Origin of the sequence: Streptomyces sp. ISL-36, assembly GCF_018614205.1 — a bacterium.
GTDB lineage: Bacteria > Actinomycetota > Actinomycetes > Streptomycetales > Streptomycetaceae > Streptomyces.
In genome coordinates, this window is the sequence record NZ_JAGGOS010000160.1 from 1 (window position 1) to 22,763 (window position 22,763).

Below are 22,763 nucleotides of genomic sequence, written 5' to 3' on the forward strand. Positions count from 1 at the left end.
CGCCGAGGCGGCACGACGCCCGCCACACCCGCCACGCCCACGTCGTCCGCGGAGGCCCCCGCCGCGCCGCTCTCGCGCGTCGAGGCCCGCCGTGCGGCCCGGGCCCGCAAGGAGAGCGTCGGCGTCGTCGCCAGCCGGGTCGTGGGCGAGCTGTTCATCACCTTCGGCGTCGTCATGCTCCTGTTCGTCACGTACCAGCTGTGGTGGACGAACGTCCGGGCCGGCCAGCAGACCGACCGGGCGAAGGAGCAGATCGAGGACGCCTGGTCCAAGGGCCGGGCCCCGGACGCCTTCGAGCCGGGCCAGGGCTTCGCCATCATGTACATCCCCAAGCTGGACGTGGTGGTCCCCGTCGCCGAAGGCATCAGCAAGCCCAAGGTCCTCGACCGGGGCATGGTGGGCCACTACAGCGAAGGCACCCTGAAGACGGCGATGCCCTCCGACAAGCAGGGCAACTTCGCCGTCGCCGGGCACCGCAACACGCACGGCGAACCCTTCCGCTACATCAACCAGCTGGAACCGGGCGACCCGATCGTCGTCGAGACCCAGGACGCCTACTACACGTACGAAATGGCGAGCATCCTGCCCCAGACCTCGCCGTCCAACGTCTCGGTGATCGACCCGGTGCCCAACGGATCGGGATTCAAGGGCCCCGGCCGGTACATCACACTGACCACCTGCACCCCCGAATTCACCAGTACGTACCGCATGATCGTGTGGGGCAAGATGGTCGAGGAACGCCCGCGCAGCAAGGGGAAACCGGACGCGCTCGTAGGCTGAGACCCCACACCTCAAGACGGGACGACGTAGTGGCACGTGCGCGCAACCGGATCGCCGGCATCATCAGCGTCTTCGGTGAACTCCTCATCACCGCGGGCCTGGTCCTCGGCCTCTTCGTCGTCTACTCCCTGTGGTGGACCAACGTCCTCGCCGACCGTGCCGCGGACAAGGACGCCGACCAGGTCCGCGACCACTGGGCGGACGGCCCCGGCGCCCTGGACACCAAGGACGGCATCGGCTTCCTGCACGTACCGGCCATGGGCGACGACGAGATACTCGTCAAGAAGGGCACCACCCCCGGCATCCTCAACAACGGCGTCGCCGGCTACTACACCGACCCGATCAAGTCCGCCCTCCCGCAGGACAAGCAGGGCAACTTCACCCTGGCCGCGCACCGGGACGGGCACGGGGCGAAGTTCCACAACATCCACAAGCTGAAGAACGGCGACCCGATCGTCTTCGAGACCAAGGACACGTGGTTCGTCTACAAGGTCTACAAGTCCCTGCCGGAGACGACGAAGTACAACGTGGACGTCCTCCAGCCCGTCCCGAAGGAATCGGGCAGGTCGAAGCCGGGCCGCTACATCACGCTGACGACGTGCACGCCGATGTACACCTCGGACTACCGCTACATCGTCTGGGGCGAACTGGAACGCACGGAGAAGGTCGACGCGGCCCGCACGCCGCCGACGGAGCTGCGCTGACGGAAGCGCACCGCGCGGCGAGAAAGCGCACCGCGCTGACGGGAAGCGCACCGTGCTGCCCGGAGAAGAGAAGAGCCCCGGCATCCTTGAGGATGCCGGGGCTCTCCGCGTGACGTGCTGGGCGGCTAGTCGAAGAAGCCGCCGCCGCCATTGCCGCCGTTGCCACCGCCGCCGTTGCCGCCCGCCGTGAAGACGGTGACCGTCTGGCCGGTGGTGACCTGGCTGCCCTCCGGCGGGTTGGTGCCGAGGACCGTGGCGTCGTTCTTGTCCGAACCCTGCTGCTGCACGACCAGGCCCAGGGCCTCGAGCTGCTGCTTCACTTCCTCGAACTTCTTGCCCGCGAGGCCCGCCGGGATCGCCGTCTGCGTCTGCTGCGGGCCCTTGGAGACCTTCAGCGTGATCTGGACGTCCTTAGGCTGGTCCGTGGAGCCGTTCGGGTTCATGCCGACGACCGTCTCCGCGGGCTGCTCCGAGTCGACGTCCTGACGGCTGACGTTCTCGAAGCCCAGCAGCTTCAGATCCTGGACGGCCTGCTGGTAGCTCCGGCCGGTGACGTCGGGCAGCTGAGACTTCTCCTTTTTCGCCACCGTGATCTTCACCGCGGAGTTCTGCTCCGCCTTGGTACCGCCCTCCGGGCTCTGCCGCAGAACGGTGCCCGGGTCCTCGTCGGACTCCTCCTGGACGACCTCGACCTTGAAGCCCTTGTCCTTCAGCAGCTGCTCGGCGCTCTCCCGGGACTTCTCGGTGACGTCCGGGACCTCGATCTGCGGCGCGCCCTCGGAGATGACGACCGAGATCGTCTCGCCGACGTTCATCTTCGTGACGCCGTCCGCCGCGGGCGTCTGGTTGCAGATCTTGCCCTTGGGCTGTTCACAGCGCTCGGAGCCCGACTGCGCCACCTTGACCTGTGCGTTCGCCGCCAGCCCCTCGGCTTCCTGCAGCGTGTGACCGACCAGGGAGGGCACGGGCACCTGGTCCGTGCCGTCCTTGGTCTCGAACACGGCGCGGCCGATCAGGATCGCGCCGACCAGGACCAGGACGCCCGCCAGGACCAGCAGGATCGTCGATGTCTTCGACTTCTTCTGCTGGCGGCGGCGGTCCGGGCGGTCGTCGTAGCCGTAGCCGCCTTCGTCCGGGTTCATCGGCGGCAGCATGGAGGTCTGGCCGGCCGGGTCGGTCTGGCGCAGCGCCGTCGTCGGCTGGTCGTCCGGCGGGTAGCCGCCGTACCCGCCGCCGTAGCCGCCGTACCCCGCCGCGCCCATCGCCGCCGCGGCCGCGACCGGCTGGCCGTCGAGGCACGCCTCGATGTCCGCGCGCATCTCGTCCGCGGACTGGTAGCGGTAGTCGGGATCCTTGACCAGCGCCTTCAGGACGATGGCGTCCATCGAGGGCGTGATCTCGGGGTCGAAGTTGCTCGGCGGCTGCGGCTCCTCGCGTACGTGCTGGTACGCGACCGCGACCGGCGAGTCGCCCACGAAGGGCGGCCGGACGGTCAGCAGCTCGTACAGCAGGCAGCCGGTGGAGTACAGGTCGGAGCGGGCGTCGACCTGCTCGCCCTTGGCCTGCTCGGGGGAGAGGTACTGGGCCGTGCCGATGACCGCCGCGGTCTGGGTCATGGTCATGCCCGCGTCGCCCATGGCGCGCGCGATGCCGAAGTCCATGACCTTGACCTGACCGGTCCGCGTCAGCATGACGTTCGCCGGCTTGATGTCACGGTGCACGATGCCGGCGCGGTGCGAGTACTCCAGCGCCTGCAGGATGCCGACCGTCATCTCGAGCGTGCGTTCGGGCAGCAGCTTGCGCCCGGAGTGCAGCAGCTCACGCAGGGTCGAGCCGTCGACGTACTCCATCACGATGTACGGGATGGACACCCCGTCGACGTAGTCCTCGCCGGTGTCGTAGACCGCGACGATCGCCGGGTGGTTGAGCGAGGCGGCCGACTGGGCCTCACGGCGGAACCGGGCCTGGAAGGACGGGTCGCGGGCGAGATCGGCCCGCAGCGTCTTCACGGCGACGGTGCGGCCGAGCCGGGTGTCGTGGGCGAGGTAGACCTCCGCCATGCCACCACGGCCGAGCACCGAGCCCAGCTCGTACCGGCCGCCGAGGCGACGCGGCTCTTCCATAACTGATCCAGCCCTCTCCGTCTGTCCCGACCGCACCGGTGTGGTGGTCCGGCGGTGTGCTGTTCGCGCATACGCTACCGGCCACGGGAAGGCGTTCCGCCCGCGACCGGCACCTGATACCTGACCGGTACCTGGCCGGTGCCCGGCCGCAAGGTCAGCTCCTGCTCTTCAGGACCGCCTTCATCACGGCCTTCGCGATCGGGGCCGCCAGACCGCCACCGCTGATGTCCTCGCGGTTCGTACCCTCGGAGTCCTCGACGATCACGGCGACCGCGACCGGCGAGCCCTGGGCCGTCTTGGCATACGAGATGAACCAGGCATAGGGACGCTTGGCGTTCTTCTCGCCGTGCTGCGCCGTACCCGTTTTGCCGCCGACCTTCACGCCGTCCATGTTGAGGTCGGCGTTGCCGCCGGTGCCGTTCTCGACGACGTTCTCCATCATCGTCTGGATCAGCTGCGCGTTCTGCTGCGACAGCGGGCGGCTCATCTCCTCGGGCTCGTTCCGCTTGATCACGTCGAGGTTCGGAGCCTCGAGCGTGTCGATCATGTACGGCTTCATCAGCTTGCCGTCGTTGGCGATCGCCGCCGTGACCATGGCCATCTGCAGCGGGGTCGTCGCGGTGTTGAACTGGCCGATGGAGGAGAGCGCGTTGCCGCCGCGGTCCATCTTCTTGTCGTAGACGGAGGCCGCCGAGCGGACCGGGGTGAACTGCTCGGCGTTGAAGCCGAACTTCTCCGCCGTCTCGACCATGGCGTCACGGCCGACCTCGTCACCGAGCTTGGCGAAGACCGAGTTGCAGGAGATACGGAGCGCCTCGTTCAGGCTGGCGTTCTCGCATCCGGTCGCGTGGTTCCTCATCGGCACGGTGGAGAGCGGAATGTTGTACGGGTCCGGGGTGACCGTCGGCGCGTCGATGTTCGTGACCTTGCCGTGCTCCAGCGCCGCGGCCGCCGTGACGACCTTGAAGACGGAGCCGGGAGGGTAGATCTCGCGCAGCGCGCGGTTCAGCTTCGGCTTGTTCTTGTCCTTCTCCAGCGCGACCCACGCCTTCTCGTCCTTGCCGGAGTACCCGGCGAAGGACGAGGGGTCGTACGACGGGGTGGACGCCAGCGCCAGGATCTTGCCCGTCTTGGGCTCTATGGCGACGACGGCACCCGTGTTCTTGCCGAGCCCCTCGAAGGCCGCCTTCTGGGCGGCGCCGCTCAGCGTCGTGACGACGTTGCCGCCCTTCTTCTTGTCGCCGGTGAACATCGACAGCGTGCGGTCGAAGAAGAGCCGGTCGTCGTTGCCGGTGAGGATGCCGTCCTCGATCTTCTCGATCTGGTTGGCGTCGTAGGCCTGCGAGGCGTACCCGGTGACGGGGGCCCACATCGGGCCGTCGGTGTAGGTCCGCTTGAACCGGTAGTACGGGTCCGCGGAGTCGACCGAGCCCGTGATCGGCTTGCCGTCCACGATGATGTTGCCCCGGACGTTGGCGTACCGCTCGATCTGCACCCGCTTGTTGCGCGGGTGCGCGTTCAGTTCGTCGGCCCGGACGTACTGGATCCAGTTGTCCCGGATCAGCAGGGCGAGGACCAGCAGGCCGCAGAAGATCGCGACCCGGCGCAGAGGCTTGTTCACGGACGGACCACCTGGGTCATCTCGGCGTCGGGGGACGGGGCGGGGGCGGGCGCCGGGCGGCGCGCGGTGTCGCTGATCCGGATCAGGATGCCGATCAGGGCCCAGTTGGCGATAACGGAGGAACCGCCGTACGCGAGGAACGGCATCGTCATACCGGTCAGCGGGATGAGGCCCATCACACCGCCGGCGACCACGAAGATCTGCAGCGCGAACGCGCCGGACAGACCCATCGCGAGCAGCTTGCCGAACGGGTCCCGTGCCGCGAGGGCGGTACGGACACCGCGCTCGATGATCAGGCCGTACAGGAGCAGGAAGGCCATGACACCGGTCAGCCCGAGCTCCTCGCCGACGGTGGCGAAGATGAAGTCGGAGTTGGCGGCGAAGCCGATGAGGTCGGAGTTGCCCTGGCCGAGACCGGTACCGAGGATGCCACCGGAGCCGAAGGACATCAGCACCTGCGACATCTGGTCACAGGCCGCCGCCATGTTGGACCCCTCGGGAGCCGTCTTCAGACACCCGAACGGGTCGCTCCACGCGGCCACACGGGACTGGACGTGACCGGCGAACGAGGCGACACCGACCGCGCCCGCGACGGACATCAGCAGACCCATGACGATCCAGCTGGTCCGTTCCGTCGCCACGTACAGCATGATCACGAACATGCCGAAGAACAGCAGCGACGTACCGAGGTCGTTCTCGAAGATCAGGATGAGGAGGCTGACGGCCCAGATGGTGAGGATCGGGCCGAGGTCGCGGCCGCGCGGCAGGTAGAGCCCCATGAAGCGGCGGCTGGCCAGGGCCAGCGCGTCGCGTTTCACCATGAGATAGCCGGAGAAGAACACCGCGAGGACGATCTTGGCGAACTCGCCGGGCTGGATGGAGAAGCCGCCGACGCTGATCCAGATCTTGGCGCCGAAGACGTCCGCGCCCAGGCCCGGCACCAGCGGCAGCAGCAGGAGGACGAGCGCCACGACCATCGAGATGTACGTGTAGCGCTGCAGGACCCGGTGGTCCTTCAGGATCAGCAGCACGCCGACGAACATGGCGATGCCGATCGCCGAGTACATCATCTGATTGGGGGCGTCCGGGGTGAACGTCTTGTACCGGGCGATGATGCGCGGCGACTGGTCCAGCCGCCAGATCAGCACCAGCCCGAGCCCGTTGAGCAGCGTGGCCAGCGGCAGCAGCAGCGGGTCCGCGTACGGCGCGAACTTGCGCATCACGAGGTGTGCGACGGCCGCGAGCAGGCCGAGGCCGAGCCCGTAGCCGAGCATGCCCGAGGGCACCTCGCCGTCGATCGCCAGGCCCACGTTGAGGTACGCGAACACCGGGATGACGACGGCGAACGCGAGCAGCGCCAGCTCGGTGTTGCGGCGGCTCGGCGCTTCGATGGCGCCGATGGTGGTCGTGTTGGTGACAACGCTCATGGTGGTGAAAGGCCCCCTACGGGTGCTTACTGCTTGCCGCAGTTCGAGGCCAGCTTCTGCTCGTCCTCCGTGAGGGTGGGGCCCGGGGAGGGAGCGGCTGTGGTGGGCTTGGGGTTCGGCGTGGTCGCGCCGTCGGCGGGCGGCTTGCTCGCCTGGTCGGCGGCCTTGTCGGCCGCCTCACGGCGCTGCTCGGCCTTCTTGCAGGCCGAAGCCTGCGCGGCCAGCTCCGCGATCTTCGTCTGGGCCTTGCCGAGGCTGCCGCCGGCGATCGTGTCCTCGACCTGCTTGCGCTGGTACTGCGGCAGGTACTTGAGTTCGATCTCGGGGTGGTCCTTCTCCACGTCCGACAGCGACACCCAGGCCAGGTTCTGGCTGATGCCCCGGTACAGCGCCACGTGCTCGTCGTTGGAACCGACGTAGTACTGGGTCTGCGTCCAGCGGTAGCCGCCGTACAGGCCGCCGCCGAGCACGGCGAGCGCGAGGAGCAGGAGGAAGCTGCGCTTGATCCACTTCCGGCCGGTGCGCGGCTTGTCGAAGTTGTCGAACTCGTGGAAGTTCTCGTCGTTGTACGCGCCGAACGAGCCCTGCGGCGGCATGGAGCCGTAGCCGTAGCCGTGGTCGTCGCCGCTGCCGGGCGGGCCGAAGCCGCCGGCCGGGGGCTGCTGGTGCGGCGCGGAACGGCCGAGGCCGGAGGCGCGGCCGGCCGGGGTCTGCATCGCCCCGCCGTCGGCCTGCTGCACCTGGTTCTCGGCGACAGCGCCGACGATGACCGGCGTGTCGCTGAGCTGCCCGGCGAGGGTGTCGCCGCCGTCGACGTCGAGGACGTCGGCGACGATCACCGTGATGTTGTCGGGGCCGCCGCCGCGCAGCGCGAGCTGGATCAGCTCCTGCACGGTCTCCTGCGGGCCCTGGTAGCTGGCGAGGGTGTCCTCCATCGTCTGGTGGGAGACGACTCCGGACAGCCCGTCGGAGCAGATCAGATAGCGGTCGCCGGCCCGGACCTCACGGATCGACAGATCCGGCTCGACGTGGTCACCGCTGCCGAGCGCCCGCATCAGGAGCGAACGCTGCGGGTGGGTGGTGGCCTCTTCCTCGGTGATGCGGCCCTCGTCGACGAGCCGCTGCACCCAGGTGTGGTCCTGCGTGATCTGGGTCAGCACACCGTCGCGCAGCAGGTACGCGCGCGAGTCGCCGACGTGCACCAGGCCGAGGCGCTGGCCCGTCCACAGCAGGGCGGTGAGCGTGGTGCCCATGCCCTCCAGCTGCGGGTCCTCCTCGACCATCATCCGCAGCTGGTCGTTGGCGCGCTGCACCGCGGCACCGAGCGACGTGAGGATGTCGGAGCTGGGGACGTCGTCGTCGAGGGTGACGAGGGTGGAGATCACCTCCGAGGAGGCGACCTCACCGGCGGCCTGGCCGCCCATGCCGTCGGCGATGGCGAGCAGCCGGGGACCGGCGTAGCCGGAGTCCTCGTTGCCCTCGCGGATCATGCCCTTGTGCGACCCGGCGGCGAAGCGCAGAGAGAGACTCATGCGCACCTCCCCTGTCGACGCCGCCTCGGGGTACAGCCGGTCTCGAGCCACACTGCCCACCCTCCGGTCGGGAGCCCGTGCCGGTAGGCGGCCCGGACCTGCCGGTCCGCCGCTCGGCCCGTCGTGGGGACCGCCTCGGCCCGCTCGCTCCGCTCGCACTCATTCATGACGTAGCACTACTTCCGCAGCTCGATGACGGTCTTGCCGATGCGGATCGGCGCGCCCAGCGGAATCGGTGTGGCGGTGGTGAGACGGGTCCGGTCGAGATACGTGCCGTTGGTGGACCCGAGATCCTCGACGATCCACTGGCCGTCCCGGTCCGGGTAGATCCTGGCATGCCGGCTGGAGGCGTAGTCGTCGTCCAGCACGATCGTCGAGTCGTGGGCCCGGCCCAGCGTGATGGTCTGCCCCTGGAGGGCGACCGTCGTGCCGGTGAGGGTGCCCTCGGACACGACCAGCTTGGTCGGGGCGCCGCGGCGCTGCCGCCCGCCGCCCGCGTTCTGCTGGCCGCGCTGTGGCGGCGGCGACGCCGCCTGCCGTGCGTTCTGCTGCGGCCGGGCGTCCTGGCGGCGCGAACCGCGCTGCGTGACACGCGTGCCGAACAGGTCGCTGCGAATGACCTGGACGGCCACGATCACGAACAGCCACAGAACGGCCAGGAAACCCAACCGCATGACCGTCAGGGTCAGCTCTGACATTGCCCCCGCTTCACCCTTCGGCTTGCCGGTAAACGATGGTGGTGCTGCCCACGACGATCCGCGAGCCGTCGCGGAGCGTAGCGCGGGTGGTGTGCTGCCCGTCCACCACGATGCCGTTGGTGGACCCGAGATCCTGGATCGTCGAGGGCGTTCCGGTCCGGATCTCGCAGTGCCGGCGGGAGACGCCGGGATCGTCGATCCTCACGTCCGCGTCGGTGCTGCGGCCAAGGACCAGGGTCGGGCGTGAGATCTGATGGCGGGTGCCGTTGATCTCGATCCACCGGCGCACCTGGGCGCCGGAGGCGGGCATGGGGCCGGGACCGCCGACGGGCGGCTGGCCGGGCCGCTGCATGCCGGCCGCGCCCGGCGGCGGGGCCGCGGGCATCGGCGGCGCACCGGCCGGAGGATAGCCGTAACCACCCGGTCCGCGGCCCTGCTGGGGGCCGGCGGCGGGCGGCTGCTGCTGTGACGAACTCGACGCGAGAGTGCGGCTGCGCACCCGGTACAGACCGGTGTCGAGGTCGTCGGCCTTCTCCAGGTGGACCTTGATGGGTCCCATGAAGGTGTAGCGCTGCTGCTTGGCGTAGTCCCGGACCAGGCCGGACAGCTCGTCGCCGAGCTGTCCCGAGTACGGGCTGAGACGCTCGTAGTCGGGGGTGCTCAGCTCCACGATGAAGTCGTTGGGGACGACGGTCCGCTCGCGGTTCCAGATCGTCGCGTTGTTGTCGCACTCGCGCTGGAGAGCGCCCGCGATCTCGACGGGCTGGACCTCGGACTTGAAGACCTTGGCGAAGGTGCCGTTGACCAGACCTTCGAGTCGCTGCTCGAAACGCTTCAGGACTCCCATGGGGCACCTCCTCCGTCGTTGTCGTCCTGGTACTGCTTACTGATCGTATCCACGCGTCGGGAAATCGGCTGGTTCCCCTTCTCTGCCCTGTGGACGAGTGTCACCTCTCACAGACCTTCCCCACGGATCGTAGAGGCGGCCTGTGGACAGTGTCCCGCACCCGGGGAGCAAGCCGGGGGAGCGGGGCGGTGCTGTGGGGGCGGTCCGTCCTGTTCCTCCCGGTACTCGTGAGGGCTCAGGGAACAGCCCGCCGGCTTCCTCGCCCGGGACCGGCGCGCGGTGGACGCCCGGTTCACCGCCCGGATCACCGCCCGGATCGGCCCGGTGCCGCCTCGCTCGTCGCACGGTTCGGCCCTCGTGTCGCACGGTTCGGCCCCGGTGGCCGTCCCGCTCGTCGCCCGGATCGCCGTCCGGATCGGCGCGCCTCTCGTTCACCTCTTCGCCCGGTCTCTTCGCGCGGCACCTCGTTCACGTCTTCGTTTCATGTCTTCGGTTCATGTCTTCGGTTCACGTCTTCGCCCGGCTGCTCGCTCGGCTGCTCATCCGGTGGCCCTGTTCTCTCCCTCGCTTCCGCCTCCGCGGCTCCTCTCCACCTCCTCCCTTCCTCCCTGTTCCCCCGGCGAGGGGGCGAAACAACGGATGTGAATCCGCCGTCCGCGTCGTGCTAATCTTCAGATGTCGCCAGGCGCTCACACCGAAAGGTGAGGGAGCCCGGAGCACACCCAATGCGCGGGTGGCGGAATAGGCAGACGCGCTGGATTCAGGTTCCAGTGCCCGAAAGGGCGTGGGGGTTCAACTCCCCCCTCGCGCACCAGACGGAAGCCCCGTAGGTCATCGACCTACGGGGCTTCCGCGTTGTGCGAATCACCATCACGGCCTTCGGCGTGTGATGCTCGGCACGCGACGTTCGTCGCGACAGGACGCGACGAAAGATGGCCGCGGGCGGACCCGGGCGCTGCCTATCGTGCGGGCGTGGACGCGTCTTCGAGGATCAGAGCCGGGATCGGCGCCGGGTGGCGATGGTTCGCCGTGCCCGGGATGTGGTCGCGGCGCAGGACCGCCGGCGAGGCGGTGCTCGCCGTCGTCATGGCACTGCTGGCCGCCGGGACCGAGGAACTGCTGGGCGGCGAGGGGTGGCAGCTCGCCGGGGTCGCCCTGGCCGCCGCCGTGTTGTCGCTGCTGCGGCGCCGACTGCCCGCGACCGTGCTCGTCGGCACCGGGGCACTCGCTCCCCTGGTGCCGGGATTCGGGGTGCTGTTGATCCTCGTCGGCTGGTCGGCCGGGCGCTACGTCGCGGGAGCGGGGCGGGCGCTGGTCGTCTTCACCGTCGCGTACGTGCTGAACCTCGCGACGGCACTGCTGGAGTCCTGGGACCAGCATCGGGTCCTGAGCCTCGCCCTCCTGTCGACGCTGTACTACCTGGCCACCACGCTGGCTCCCGGCCTGGCCAACCGCTACTGGACCCAGCGGCGGACCCTGCTGCACGCCCTGCAGGAGCGCAACGCCCAGTTGCTGCGGGAGCGGGCGATGGTGGCGGGGCAGGCGCGGCTGCGGGAGCGTCAGCGCATCGCCCAGGACATGCACGACAGCCTCGGGCACCAACTGGCGCTGATCTCCGTCCACACCGGTGCCCTGGAGGTGGACCGGGAGCTGACCGACCGCCAGCGGGAGGCGGTCGGCGTGCTGCGGAACGCGTCGGTGACCGCGATGCACGAGCTGCGCGAGGTCGTCGGCATTCTGCGCGACGGGGTCGAGGCGCCGGTCGAGGCGCCGCAGGCCGCCGCACGCGCGGGGGACGAGTCGGGACGGGCGGCGCGGGGGACCGCCGGTATCGAGGGGCTCGTGGACGCGGCCCGGGCGGCCGGGAACCAGGTGGAGCTGCGGCGGATCGGGGAGCGCCGGCCGCTGCCGCCGGCCGCCGACCACGCGGCGTACCGGATCGTCCAGGAGGCGCTCACCAACGCCTACAAGCACGCGCCCGGCGCACTGATAGGCGTCGAGCTGCGGTACGAACCGGACTCCTTCGTCGTGGAGATCGTCAACGAGGCGCCCGAGGCAGCACCACGGGACGTGGTCAGCGGCGGCCAGGGGTTGACCGGGCTCCACGAGCGGGCCCGGCTGGTGGGCGGCATGGTGCACGCCGGCCCGTCGGACGACGGCGGCTTCCGGGTCGCCGGAGTGCTGCCGTACGGGGTCGTCGAAGCATCTCCTTTGGTCGATGCGGCGGACGACTTCCGACAGCAGTCGACAACGCCCCTGAGGGGACACGGTGGACCGGTCGCAGTCGGACCGGCCGACTGGACGTTCACGGAGCGGGAGTTGGCGATGGCGATTCGCGGGGGCGGCAGAAGCAGGAGCGGCGGGGTCGCGCTGGGGTGCGGGATCGGGTTCGCCGCGCTGGTGCTGCTGATGGTGGCGGCCGGTTTCGGCCTCTACTTCATGGTCGGCTCGATGAAGGAGGGGATGATCGACCCCGCCCAGTACGACGCGGTGAAGGTCGGCACGGCCGAGCGGGAGGTCCGCGACCAGCTGCCCTCCGGCGACACGGTCACCACCACCGGGCTCCACGGCAAGGGCCCCGCGGAGCCCGCCGGATCGAAGTGCCTTGTACTGATGTCCTCGGAGATAGCCGACGGCTTCGAGATGGAGCCGGTTTTCCGGTTCTGCTTCAAGGACGGCAAGCTGATCGAGAAGAAGTCGTACGAGGTCAAGCGGTAGCGCTGGCCCCGCCGTATCGGTAGCCGTGGGGGAGAAGCTGTGCCAGGGCAGCGCATCAGGGTCGTGATCGCCGATGACGAGCCGCTGATCAGGGCCGGGATCCGGATGATCCTCACCTCCGACCAGGAGATCGAGGTGGTGGCGGAGGCGGCGAACGGCCGGGATGCGGTCGAGCAGGCACGGGCGCACGCCGCCGACGTGGTGCTGCTCGACATCCAGATGCCGGTGCTCGACGGGCTCTCCGCGCTGCCGGAGCTGCGCAGGGCGGCGCCCGCGGCCCGGGTCATCGTGCTGACGACCTTCGGCGAGCGGGAGAACGTACTGCGCGCCCTGGAGCACGGGGGCGCCGGGTTCCTGCTCAAGGACACGGCGCCGGCCGAGCTGATCCGGGCCGTGCGGGCCGCGGCGGCGGGGGACGCCTATCTGTCGCCCGCTGCCACCCGGCACGTGGTGGAGCAGCTGGCCTCGGGGCGGGAGGCGGCGCGCGCGGAGGAGGCGAGACGGCGAGTGGCGGCGCTGAGCGAACGCGAGCGGGAGGTTCTCGCCCTGCTCGGAGAAGGGCTGTCCAACGCGGACGCGGGGCGACGCCTGCATATGAGCGAGGCCACGGTGAAGACGTATGTGAGCCGGATCCTGGCGAAGCTGGACTGTGAGAACCGGGTGCAGGCGGCGCTGCTTGCGCGGGACGCGGGGCTGTAGCCGGGCGGGGCGTCAGCGGGTGAGGTCGGGGCGGCCCGCGGTGCCCGCGGCGTTGTAGCGGAGCAGATAGGCGGCGAACCGCGCCAGGTCCTCGGCCGACCAGTCCTGGAGGCGTTCCTGGTAGGCGGCGAGACGGCTCGCCTGCGTGGAGGCGAGAAGCGCGTTGCCCGCCTCCGTCGGATGCAGTACCTGGACGCGATGGTCGTCCGGATCCGGGCGGCGCTCGACCAGGCCGAGCTTCTCCAGACCGGCGACCTGCCGGCTGACCGTCGACTTGTCCAGCAGGTAGTGCGCGGCGAGATCGGTGGCGCGGCAGCCCTGCCGGTCGACGATGTGCGCGAGCAGCGTGTACGAGACGAGCGGCAGCTCCGGATGGAGCCGGGCCGCCGCCGAACGGGCCCGGCGGGCGAACGCCGTGAGCTCCCGCTGGATGGTGTCGATGGATGCCTCACGCGCGCCGTCGGCCATGGTGCGCTCCTCGCTGTCGTTCGCGGAGTGTCCCGCCTTGGTTGTATAGTACAACGGTTGTTTAGTTGTAAAAGCCAACCAAGGAGGTTCGCTCGTGTCCGCAGGACCGCACCCCGCAGGCCAGAACCCCGCAGGGCAGAACTCGGCAGGCAAGAACGCGGCACGACCGCACTCCCCCAGCGCGCTGCGGCACGTCCTCGGCCACCTGCTCACCCCCCTGCTCATGTGCATCGGCATGGGAATCGCCTACCTCGGCGCCTTCCACGCCCCCGCACCCCACGACCTGCGCGTCGACGTCGTCGGCTCCGGCCCCAGCGCGCAGATCCTCGCCCAGACCCTCCACGACAAGGGCGACGGCGCCCTCGACGTCCGTACCGTCGCCGACCGGGAGACCGCCGTCTCCGCGCTGCGCGACCGGTCCAGCTTCGGCGCCTACCTGCCCGGCACCCGCCCCGAACTCCTCGTCGCCACGGCCTCCTCCGACACCAGCGCCATGGCCGTCGAAAAAACCTTCACGAAGGTCGCCGCAGCCCAGGGAGCACCGCTGAAGGTGACCGACGTCGCCCCCGTCCCGGCCGGCGACCCCACCGGACAGGGCATCTTCTTCCTGCTCGTCGCACTCAGCATCGGCTCCTACGCCTCCGTCGCCGTGATCGGCGGCGCCGGCGCGGTCCTCCCGCTACGCGTCCGCGCACTCCTCGCCGCCGGCATGTCGCTCGTCGTCAGCCTGATCGGCACCGTCTTCGCCGGACCGATGTTCCACCTCGTCGACCACGGACTCGGCGGACTGTGGGCACTGTCCTGGCTGTACGCGGCGGGCATCCTGTTCGTCGGCGTCGGACTCCACACCTTCCTGCGCCGCTGGACCACCCTCGGCGTGATGGTGCTGTTCGTGATGCTCAACTTCACCAGCTCCGGCGGCATCTACCGCCCCGAGCTGCAGCCCGGCTTCTTCGGCGCCCTGCACGCCTTCTGGAACGGCGCCGGCTTCGTCGAGGGCGTCCGCGGCCACGTCTACTTCGACGGCACAGGACTCGGCCGCCACATCCTCGTCCTCACCCTGTGGCTCCTCGCCGGCCTCGCCGTGACCGCCGCCGCAGGCCTGACCGAGGCACACCGCCGCAGCGTCACCCCCACGCCCGCGCCCCACACCGTGAACGGGAGCGAGAAGGAAACGGGGAAGGCAGAGCACGCGCAGGAGGAGATGGAAGAAGAGATGGAAGAGGCCGTCGGCGTCTAGCCACCCTCCAAGCCCCTGGGCCCCCGGTCGGCCGCCCGAGGGCCGCCCCCGAGGCGCCCGCCGCCACCCGCCCGGGGGCCGGAGATTTCCCCAACCCGACCGTCGTCCACAGGGGAAGACGGCCCGCCGAACCCGGCTGTACCGTCATGCCCAGTTGATGTTGGACAGCGTCGTACAAGTCGGGGGAGGTCGTCCCATGGGCGAGGTCGGGACAGCGGTACCAGTCCAGCGGAGCACGGAAAACACGCGCATTCCGCACGTGCCCGGCTTCGCACTGCGGGCGCCCGCCGGGGCGACGGACTCCCCCAAGGAACGCGGCAAGGCTCTGCGCGGGCGGGTCCCCCGCTCCACGCACGACACCCTGGCCCTCCCCGCCGACCGCCCCGACGCCGTACGCGCCGTCGAGGAGTCCAGCCGCGACCGGGTACCGGAACTGGCACCCATACGCGTCGGACGAATGGCCGCGAGCCCCTTCGCGTTCCTGCGCGGCTCCGCCGGACTCATGGCCCACGACCTCGTCGGCTCCCCCGTCACCGGCGTCGCCGCCCAGATATGCGGCGACGCCCACGCGGCCAACTTCGGCCTCTACGGCGACGCCCGCGGCCGGCTCGTCATCGATCTCAACGACTTCGACGAGACCGTCGTCGGCCCCTGGGAATGGGACCTCAAGCGCCTGGCCACCTCCCTCGTTCTCGCCGGACGGGAAGCCGGCGCGAGCGAGGACACCTGCCGGGCGGCCGCCTTCGACACCGTCGGCGCCTACCGGCGCACCATGCGGCTGCTCGCCCGGCTCCCCGCCCTCGACGCCTGGAACGCCATCGCCGACGAGGAGCTGGTCTCCCACACCGACGCCCGTGACCTGCTCGGCACCCTCGAACGCGTCTCGGAGAAGGCCCGGAACAACACCAGCGCCCGGTTCGCCGCCAGGTCGACCGAGTCCGTCACCGACGCCGAAGGCGAGGGCCGACGGTTCGTGGACGCACCGCCGGTACTGCGCCGGGTCCCGGACGACGAAGCGGCGGCGGTCGCCGCCTCCCTCGGCGGGTACCTGAAGACCGTGTCGGAGGACCGGCTGCCGCTGCTCGCCCGGTACGCCGTCCACGATGTCGCCTTCCGGGTCGTCGGCACCGGCAGTGTCGGCACCCGCTCCTACGTCGTCCTGCTGCTCGACCACCGGGGCGAACCGCTGGTCCTCCAGGTGAAGGAGGCACGGCCTTCGGCCCTGCTGCCGCATCTCCCGGCCGTGGGCTTCACCGCGCCCGCCCCGGACCACGAGGGCCGGCGGGTGGTGCTGGGGCAGAAGCGGATGCAGGTCGTCAGCGACATACTCCTCGGCTGGACCACGGTGCAGGGGCGCCCCTTCCAGGTGCGCCAGTTCCGTAACCGCAAGGGCAGCGTCGACCCCGCTGCTCTCTCACCCGACGAGGTCGACGACTACGGGCGGATGACGGGCGCGCTGCTGGCCCGTGCCCATGCCCACAGCGCCGACCCGCGGCTGATAGCCGGCTACTGCGGCAAGAACGAGGAACTGGACGAGGCGATCGCCGCCTTCGCCGTGGCGTACGCGGACCGCACCACGGCGGACCACACCGACCTGGTGACGGCGGTGAGCAAGGGCCGCATAGCGGCCGAGCGGGGCGTATGACGGCCGACGGCTGCTGACGGCCGCCGTCGGAACCGATCGCGCCCCGCCGGCCGGGGCGACGGGGGGTGGGCCGGGGGGAGGGAGGGGGGGAGGCCCCCCGGGGGGACCGTAGGCTGGAGGGGTGACGAGCCGGAGCGAGGACGTGGACGTGGACCAGGGCGCGGAGCAGAGCGCGGACCAGGATGCCGCCACGGGTGCCGCCGCGGGTGGTGAGCCCGGGGCCGAGCGGCCCGAGGCGCGGCTGGAGAAGGCCGTGCGGGTGGCCGAGCAGGCGCTGATCGAGTTCGAGATCGCGGTGGAGACCTTCCGGGTGGAGGTGGACAACTTCTCCCGGCTGCACCACCAGAAGCTCGGGCCCATGTACGCGCGGCTCGACGAGCTGGACGCCCAGATCGCCGAGGCGCGGGCGGCCCGGACCGGAGACCCGGACGATCTCCGGCGGGCCGAGGAGGCGCGCGCGGTCGTGATGCCGATGCCCGGCGTCGAAGAGCTCTTCCACGACTGGATGGACTCCGACGGGCTCTCCCCCGAGGCCGCCGCGATGCTGACCGAGCAGCCGGTGCAGCCGCCCAAGCGGGTCCGGCCGGGCGAGGAGGCACGCAAGCTGTACCGCGAGCTGGCCCGCCAGGCCCACCCCGACCTGGCGCGCGACGAGGACGAGCGCAAGCGGCGTGAGGAGTTCATCACCCGAGTGAACGCGGCGTACGCGCGCGGCGACGCCACCATGCTGCGGGAACTGTCGGCGGAGTGGGCGGCAGGCCCGGTGCCCGAGCGGGAGCGGCTCAGCGAGAGCGAGGAGCTGTACGCGCGGCTCGAGTGGCTGTCGCAGCGCAAGGAGCTGCTGACCGTGGTGGCCCGGGAGCTGGAGGAGAGCGCGATCGGCGCGATGCTGCGGATGGCGCCGGACGACCCGGACCAGCTCCTGGAGGAGATCGCCGAGCAGCTGCTCGCGCAGGTCTCCGAGCGGGAGACGGAGCTGTCCACGCTGGTGCAGTAGGTTTTTCGAAGAGCGAGGTTTTTCGAAGAGCGGTTTCGACGAGAGAAGGCCTGTCCCATGAATTTCGCCCCGCTGCCCTCGGTGGAAGCGGCCGCTGTGCCGGCCGATGCCCTGGTGCTGGACGTCCGGGAGGACGACGAGTGGGCGGCCGGTCATGTCGAGGGCGCGCTGCACATCCCGATGAGCGACTTCGTGGCCCGCTTCGGTGAGGTGACGGAGGCGGTGGCCGAGGGCCGTCGTGCCTTTGTGATGTGCCGGGTCGGTGGCCGTTCGGCGCAGGTCACGCAGTATCTGGTGCAGCAGGGGATCGACGCGGTGAACGTCGATGGCGGCATGCTGGCCTGGGACGGTGCCGGGCGTCCGATGGTGACGGACAGCGGCGGCCCGGCGTTCGTCCTCTGAGCGGGTTCCTCTAGGCGAGGGGGTGGGCGGCCAGCAGGTCGCCCAAGGTCTCCTCGTGGGCCGCGGCGGGGCCGAGGGCGAGTTCGAGCTGCTTGGCCCAGGCGTGGTAGCGGTGCAGGGAGCAGTCGGTGTCGGCGCCGAAGCCGCCGTGGAGGTGCTGGGCGGTCTGCACCACGCGGCGTACGCCTTCCGATGCCCAGATCTTGGCGACGGCGATGTCCGCGGCGGGCGGCAGGGGGCCGCCGGCTCCGGTGCTGATGCGCCAGGCGGCCTGCCAGAGGGTGACTTCCATGGCGCGTAGGTCGATGTAGCGGTCGGCGGCCTGCACGGCGACGGCCTGGAAGGTGGCCACGGGGTGGCCGAACTGTTCCCGTTTGCCGGTGTACTGGCTGGTCATGGCCAGGACGCTCTCGCCGAGGCCGAGGGCGAGTGCGCATGTTCCGGTGGCGAGGACGCCGCGCAGCCAGTCCCAGGCGCCTTCGGTGTCGATGACGTCGTCGTCGGTGAGGCGTACGGAGTCGAGGTGGAGTTCGGCGAGGAGTTCGCCGCTGGTGGAGTACTGCTCGGCCAGGGTGAGGCCCTGGTGGGTGCGGGGGAGCAGGGCGAGGACGGTGTGTCCTTCGGGAGTGTGGGCGGGGACGGCGATGCGGTCGGCGCCGTGTGCCCAGGGGACGGCGCTCTGGAGGCCGTCGAGGATCCAGTCGGTGCCGTCGCGGTGTGCGGTGACGGCGAGTTCGGCGGGGTCGTGTCCGCTGCGGCCGTTGGAGGCGGCGGTGAGGATGAGTTCGCCGCGGCCGATGCGGGGCAGGAGGTCGGCCGCTGTGTGTTCGTCGGCGTACCGCTGGATGGTCATGGCGACCGCGCTGGTTTCCAGGAGGGGTACGCGGGCGAGGACGCGGGCGGATTCGCGCAGGATGAGGCAGAGGGCGATGGTGTCGAGGCCGGCGCCGTCGTGTTCGGGGGCGAGGACGAGGCTGAGGAGGTCGGCGGCGGCGAGGCGGGACCAGAGCGGTCGGTCGAAGTCCTCGGCGACGGCGCCGGGGGTGAGCGCGGGGCTCGGTACGCCGTCGGGTGGGACGTCGGCGAAGACCGCTCTGGCTGCCTCGACGGCCGCCTGCTGTTCCTCGGTGAAGGTGAAGTCCACAGCCTTTCCCTCCCGTTGGTTCTGTTGTCTCTTCGACGGGCCCGCTTCTGACGGACCGTCAAGATAGAACAGGTTCTAGGGGAAGGGAATGGCTGCGCGGGGCTGTCAGCGGTCGAAGTCGAGCTCCACTTCCGCTGTGGCGGGGTGGGACTGGCAGGCCAGGACGTAGCCGGCTTCGGTCTCTTCGGGTTCCAGTGCGAAGTTGCGGTCCATCCGTACCTCGCCGCCGACCAGGAAAGCGCGGCAGGTGCCGCACACGCCGCCCTTGCAGGCGTAGGGGGCGTCCGCGCGGGCTCGCAGCACGGTGTCGAGCAGGGTCTCGCCCTCCTGTACGGGCCAGTTTCCGGAGCGTCCGTGGAGGGTGGCCGTCAGGGTGGCGTGGACGGGTGCGCCGGCGGTGGGTGCCGGGGCGGGTGCCGAGCCGTCGTCGACGTGGAAGATCTCCTGGTGGATGCGGCCGCGTTCCACGCCGAGTCCGCGCAGGGCGTGTTCGGCGCTCTGGACGAGGCCGAAGGGGCCGCACAGGAACCAGCCGTCGATGTCGCTTACGGGCAGGAGCGCGGGCAGGAGGCCGGTCAACCGTTCCTGGTCGAGGCGTCCGGAGGGGAGGCCGGACTGCTGTTCCTCCCGGGAGAGCACGGTGACGAGCTGGAAGCGGTCGGGGAAGCGGTCCTTGAGGTCGGCCACCTCGTCGAGGAACATCGTGGAGGAGGCGGTGCGGTCGCTGCGGACGAGGCAGAACCGGGCCTCCGGTTCCTGGGCGAGGAGTGTCGCGGCCATGGAGAGGACCGGGGTGATGCCGCTGCCGCCGACGACGGCGGCGAAGTGTCCTGGGCGGGGGGCGAGGACGAAGCGGCCGGTCGGCTCCATGACCTCGACGGTGTCGCCGACGGAGAGTTCCTTGAGTGCGTACGTGGAGAACTCGCCGCCGTCGACGAGTCGGATGCCGACGCGCAGGACGGGTTCCCCGCCAGCCGGGGCGGCCGGGGTGCAGATCGAGTAGGTGCGGCGGAGCTCTTCGCCGTTCTGTGCAGTGCGGCGCAGAGCGACGTGCTGGCCGGGGGTGTGGCGGTAGGTCTCGCGCAGCTCGGGTGGGACCGCGAAGGTGACGGCCACCGAGTCGTCCGTGAGCTGCTCGACCTCGCTCACCGTGAGCGGGTGGAACATCTACAACTCCTTGAAGTGGTCGAACGGTTCGCGGCAGGTCGTGCAGCGGCGCAGTGCCTTGCAGGCGGTGGAGGAGAACCGGCTGAGCAGCTCGGTGTCGGTGGAGCCGCAGTGGGGGCAGCGGATCGCCAGGGTGAGGGGGATCGGTCCGCCGGCCGGGCCCTGTGGGCGGGGCGGGGCGATGCCGAACTCGGTGAGTTTGCGGCGTCCTTCGTCGCTGATGTCGTCGGTCGACCAGGCGGGGGCGAGGACGGTGACGACGGAGACCTCGGGCACGCCGTGGTCGTGCAGGGCGCGCTCGATGTCCGAGGCCATTGTTTCGATCGCGGGGCAGCCGGTGTAGGTGGGGGTCAGTTCGACCTCGACCCGGCCGGGGCCGAGTACCTGGACGCCGCGGAGGACTCCCAGTTCCTGCAGGGTGAGGACGGGGAGCTCGGGGTCGGGGACGGCGCCGGCGATCCGGCTCAGTTCCTCTTCCAGGGCGGTCATGGTCACCATGTCGCCCCCGGGTGGCTGCGGTGCAGGTGCTGCATCTCGGCGAGCATGCGTCCGAAGGGTTCGGTGTGCAGGCCTTGGCGGCCGGCGCCGGCGGTCCAGGCGCCGGTGCGCGGGCCGTCCGGCACGGTGAGGGTGGCCTGTTCGAGGACGGCGGTGACCGATTCCAGCCAGCTGTTCTCCATGGCGGGGAGGTCCACGTCGAGCCCGTCGACGGGCTGGAACAGTTCGCCGGTGTAGCGCCACAGGGCGTCGCAGGCCTGCTGCATGCGGGTGTGGCTCTCGGGGGTGCCGTCGCCGAGGCGGAGGGTCCAGTGCTCGGCGTGGTCCTGGTGGTAGGCGACTTCCTTGACGGCTTTGGCCGCGAGGCCGCTGAGGGGGCTTTCGCCGGAGGCCAGCTGCCCGTAGAGGAGCTTCTGGTAGGTGGAGAAGTAGAGCTGGCGGGCGATGGTGTGGGCGAAGTCGCCGTTGGGCTGTTCGACGAGCTGGGTGTTGCGGAAGGCGCGTTCTTCTCGGAGGTAGGCGAGTTCGTCCTCGTCGCCGACGAGGGAGAGCAGGACGCGGGCCTGGCCGAGGAGGTCGAGCGCGATGTTGGCGAGGGCGACGTCCTCCTCCAGGACGGGGGCGTTGCCGGCCCATTCCCCCAGGCGGTGGGAGAGCACGAGGGCGTCGTCTCCGAGGGCGAGGGCGGCGGCCTCGATCGCGGTGGTCTGTGCGGTCACAGGTGCTTCACCCCCTCCGGGATCTCGTAGAACGTGGGGTGGCGGTAGGGCTTGTCCGCCGAGGGTTCGAAGAACGGGTCCTTCTCGTCGGGTGAGGAGGCGGTGATCGTGGCGGAGGGGACGACCCAGATCGAGACGCCTTCGCCTCGGCGGGTGTACAGGTCGCGGGCGTTGCGCAGGGCCATTTCGGCGTCCGGGGCGTGCAGGCTGCCCGCGTGGGTGTGGGAAAGTCCGCGGCGCGAGCGCACGAACACCTCCCACAGGGGCCATCCGTCGGTGGTCATGCCCGTGCCTCCCCGTGCTTCTGCTGCTCGGCGTGCTGTTCCGTGTGCGTGTCCGTGTGGTGTTTGTCGGCGTGCTTCTCGGCGTAAGCGGCGGCTGCTTCCCTGACCCAGGCGCCGTCCTCGTGGGCCTGGCGGCGCCGGTTGAGCCGCTGTTCGTTGCAGGGGCCGTTGCCCTTGAGGACGTCCCAGAACTCGGTCCAGTCGATGGGTCCGAAGTCGTAGTGTCCGCGTTCCTCGTTCCACCGCAGGTCGGGGTCGGGGAGAGTGAGCCCGAGGGCTTCGGCCTGGGGGACGGCGATGTCGACGAAGCGCTGGCGCAGTTCGTCGTTGGAGTGGCGCTTGATCTTCCAGGCCATGGACTGGGCGGAGTGGGCCGACTCGTCGTCCGGCGGGCCGAACATCATCAGTGAGGGCCACCACCAGCGGTCGACCGCGTCCTGGGCCATCGCGTGCTGGGCCTCGGTGCCCCGGGAGAGGGCGAGCAGGGCTTCGTAGCCCTGCCGCTGGTGGAAGGACTCCTCCTTGCAGACCCGGATCATGGCGCGGGCGTACGGGCCGTACGAGCAGCGGCAGAGGGGGACCTGGTTGGTGATGGCGGCGCCGTCCACGAGCCAGCCGATGGCGCCGACGTCGGCCCAGGTCAGCGTGGGGTAGTTGAAGATCGAGGAGTACTTCTGGCGGCCGGAGTGGAGCTTGTCGAGGAGTTCGTCGCGGCTGGTGCCGAGGGTTTCCGCGGCGCTGTACAGGTAGAGGCCGTGGCCGGCCTCGTCCTGGACCTTGGCCATGAGGATCGCCTTGCGCCGGAGTGTGGGCGCGCGGGTGATCCAGTTGGCCTCCGGCTGCATGCCGATGATCTCGGAGTGGGCGTGCTGGGCGATCTGGCGGACGAGGGAGGCCCGGTAGGCGTCGGGCATCCAGTCGCGCGGTTCGATGCGCTCGTCGGCGGCGACGGCGGCATCGAACACCGCCTCGTGGGCGGCTCGGGTGGCCGCCGCGGCGGTGTCCTGCTCGGTGCGCACGTCCTGTGCGTCCGCGGTCACTGCTGTCATG

21 protein-coding genes and 1 tRNA gene are annotated in these 22,763 nt (G+C 70.4%); 9 read left to right on the forward strand and 13 right to left on the reverse strand.

The genetic code is table 11. From position 1 onward, the window contains the following. Positions 1 to 780: class E sortase (locus J7E93_RS32765; RefSeq protein WP_215073676.1), on the forward strand; the 780-nt coding region annotated here is incomplete at its 5' end. 29 nt (positions 781 to 809) lie between these two features. Further along, positions 810 to 1,484, forward strand: a complete 675-nt coding sequence (locus tag J7E93_RS32770) for a class E sortase (RefSeq protein ID WP_215073677.1) — start codon at positions 810 to 812, stop codon at positions 1,482 to 1,484. A 125-nt stretch (positions 1,485 to 1,609) separates the two neighbouring features. On the opposite strand, the gene pknB is transcribed toward J7E93_RS32770, so the two are convergent. From pknB to J7E93_RS32800, 6 genes are all read right to left on the reverse strand, one after another. Further along, entirely contained in the window at positions 1,610 to 3,607 is a 1,998-nt protein-coding gene (gene pknB / locus J7E93_RS32775) for a Stk1 family PASTA domain-containing Ser/Thr kinase (protein WP_215073678.1), read from the reverse strand. Between the two features lie 154 nt (positions 3,608 to 3,761). Further along, complete coding sequence (locus J7E93_RS32780; RefSeq protein ID WP_215073679.1) at positions 3,762 to 5,228, reverse strand: penicillin-binding protein 2; 1,467 nt, start codon at positions 5,226 to 5,228, stop codon at positions 3,762 to 3,764. Further along, on the reverse strand, positions 5,225 to 6,655 hold the full coding sequence (locus J7E93_RS32785) for an FtsW/RodA/SpoVE family cell cycle protein (protein WP_215073680.1): 1,431 nt from the start codon (positions 6,653 to 6,655) through the stop codon (positions 5,225 to 5,227). Before J7E93_RS32785 ends, J7E93_RS32780 begins: the two co-directional genes overlap by 4 nt. A gap of 26 nt (positions 6,656 to 6,681) precedes the next feature. Further along, the gene (locus J7E93_RS32790) at positions 6,682 to 8,187 is read right to left on the reverse strand and encodes a Stp1/IreP family PP2C-type Ser/Thr phosphatase (RefSeq protein ID WP_215073681.1); all 1,506 of its coding nucleotides are present in this window, start codon (positions 8,185 to 8,187) and stop codon (positions 6,682 to 6,684) included. Positions 8,188 to 8,363: 176 nt separating this feature from the next. Next, complete coding sequence (locus J7E93_RS32795; RefSeq protein ID WP_215073682.1) at positions 8,364 to 8,885, reverse strand: FHA domain-containing protein; 522 nt, start codon at positions 8,883 to 8,885, stop codon at positions 8,364 to 8,366. 10 nt (positions 8,886 to 8,895) lie between these two features. Further along, positions 8,896 to 9,732, reverse strand: coding sequence for a DUF3662 and FHA domain-containing protein (locus J7E93_RS32800; protein ID WP_215073683.1), 837 nt, complete (start codon positions 9,730 to 9,732; stop codon positions 8,896 to 8,898). Positions 9,733 to 10,459: 727 nt separating this feature from the next. Here J7E93_RS32800 and J7E93_RS32805 point away from each other — a divergent pair. From J7E93_RS32805 to J7E93_RS32815, 3 genes are all read left to right on the forward strand, one after another. Beyond that, positions 10,460 to 10,546 (forward strand) — tRNA-Leu (locus J7E93_RS32805). A 224-nt stretch (positions 10,547 to 10,770) separates the two neighbouring features. Next, positions 10,771 to 12,450, forward strand: coding sequence for a sensor histidine kinase (locus J7E93_RS32810; RefSeq protein WP_215073704.1), 1,680 nt, complete (start codon positions 10,771 to 10,773; stop codon positions 12,448 to 12,450). 39 nt (positions 12,451 to 12,489) lie between these two features. After that, the gene (locus tag J7E93_RS32815) at positions 12,490 to 13,149 is read left to right on the forward strand and encodes a response regulator transcription factor (protein WP_215073684.1); all 660 of its coding nucleotides are present in this window, start codon (positions 12,490 to 12,492) and stop codon (positions 13,147 to 13,149) included. A 12-nt stretch (positions 13,150 to 13,161) separates the two neighbouring features. Here J7E93_RS32815 and J7E93_RS32820 read toward each other — a convergent pair whose 3' ends face one another. Next, complete coding sequence (locus J7E93_RS32820; RefSeq protein WP_215073685.1) at positions 13,162 to 13,617, reverse strand: MarR family winged helix-turn-helix transcriptional regulator; 456 nt, start codon at positions 13,615 to 13,617, stop codon at positions 13,162 to 13,164. A gap of 94 nt (positions 13,618 to 13,711) precedes the next feature. Between J7E93_RS32820 and J7E93_RS32825 the strand changes: the two genes are divergently transcribed. The 4 genes from J7E93_RS32825 (at position 13,712) to J7E93_RS32840 (ending at position 17,901) form a co-directional block, all read left to right on the forward strand. Then, on the forward strand, positions 13,712 to 14,857 hold the full coding sequence (locus J7E93_RS32825) for a hypothetical protein (protein ID WP_215073686.1): 1,146 nt from the start codon (positions 13,712 to 13,714) through the stop codon (positions 14,855 to 14,857). A 196-nt stretch (positions 14,858 to 15,053) separates the two neighbouring features. Then, on the forward strand, positions 15,054 to 16,502 hold the full coding sequence (locus J7E93_RS32830) for a DUF2252 domain-containing protein (protein WP_215073687.1): 1,449 nt from the start codon (positions 15,054 to 15,056) through the stop codon (positions 16,500 to 16,502). Positions 16,503 to 16,644: 142 nt separating this feature from the next. Continuing rightward, the gene (locus J7E93_RS32835) at positions 16,645 to 17,499 is read left to right on the forward strand and encodes a J domain-containing protein (RefSeq protein WP_374105463.1); all 855 of its coding nucleotides are present in this window, start codon (positions 16,645 to 16,647) and stop codon (positions 17,497 to 17,499) included. Positions 17,500 to 17,556: 57 nt separating this feature from the next. Continuing rightward, the gene (locus J7E93_RS32840; RefSeq protein ID WP_215073689.1) at positions 17,557 to 17,901 is read left to right on the forward strand and encodes a rhodanese-like domain-containing protein; all 345 of its coding nucleotides are present in this window, start codon (positions 17,557 to 17,559) and stop codon (positions 17,899 to 17,901) included. A gap of 10 nt (positions 17,902 to 17,911) precedes the next feature. On the opposite strand, the gene J7E93_RS32845 is transcribed toward J7E93_RS32840, so the two are convergent. The 6 genes from J7E93_RS32845 to paaA all read right to left on the reverse strand — a co-directional run bounded on the left by J7E93_RS32845 (position 17,912) and on the right by paaA (position 22,762). Beyond that, positions 17,912 to 19,045: an acyl-CoA dehydrogenase family protein gene (locus tag J7E93_RS32845; protein ID WP_215073690.1), complete on the reverse strand. Its 1,134-nt coding sequence runs from the start codon at positions 19,043 to 19,045 to the stop codon at positions 17,912 to 17,914. 105 nt (positions 19,046 to 19,150) lie between these two features. Then, positions 19,151 to 20,212 carry a 2Fe-2S iron-sulfur cluster-binding protein gene (locus tag J7E93_RS32850; protein ID WP_215073691.1) on the reverse strand — a complete coding sequence of 354 codons (1,062 nt, stop codon included), beginning with the start codon at positions 20,210 to 20,212 and terminating at the stop codon, positions 19,151 to 19,153. Beyond that, complete coding sequence (paaD, locus tag J7E93_RS32855; protein ID WP_215073692.1) at positions 20,213 to 20,710, reverse strand: 1,2-phenylacetyl-CoA epoxidase subunit PaaD; 498 nt, start codon at positions 20,708 to 20,710, stop codon at positions 20,213 to 20,215. After that, on the reverse strand, positions 20,704 to 21,429 hold the full coding sequence (paaC, locus tag J7E93_RS32860; RefSeq protein ID WP_308368861.1) for a 1,2-phenylacetyl-CoA epoxidase subunit PaaC: 726 nt from the start codon (positions 21,427 to 21,429) through the stop codon (positions 20,704 to 20,706). The genes paaD and paaC overlap by 7 nt, the downstream gene beginning before the upstream one ends. Beyond that, positions 21,426 to 21,713: a 1,2-phenylacetyl-CoA epoxidase subunit PaaB gene (paaB, locus tag J7E93_RS32865; RefSeq protein WP_215073693.1), complete on the reverse strand. Its 288-nt coding sequence runs from the start codon at positions 21,711 to 21,713 to the stop codon at positions 21,426 to 21,428. Before paaB ends, paaC begins: the two co-directional genes overlap by 4 nt. Next, positions 21,710 to 22,762: a 1,2-phenylacetyl-CoA epoxidase subunit PaaA gene (gene paaA, locus J7E93_RS32870; RefSeq protein WP_215073694.1), complete on the reverse strand. Its 1,053-nt coding sequence runs from the start codon at positions 22,760 to 22,762 to the stop codon at positions 21,710 to 21,712. Before paaA ends, paaB begins: the two co-directional genes overlap by 4 nt. Position 22,763 lies beyond the last annotated feature (1 nt).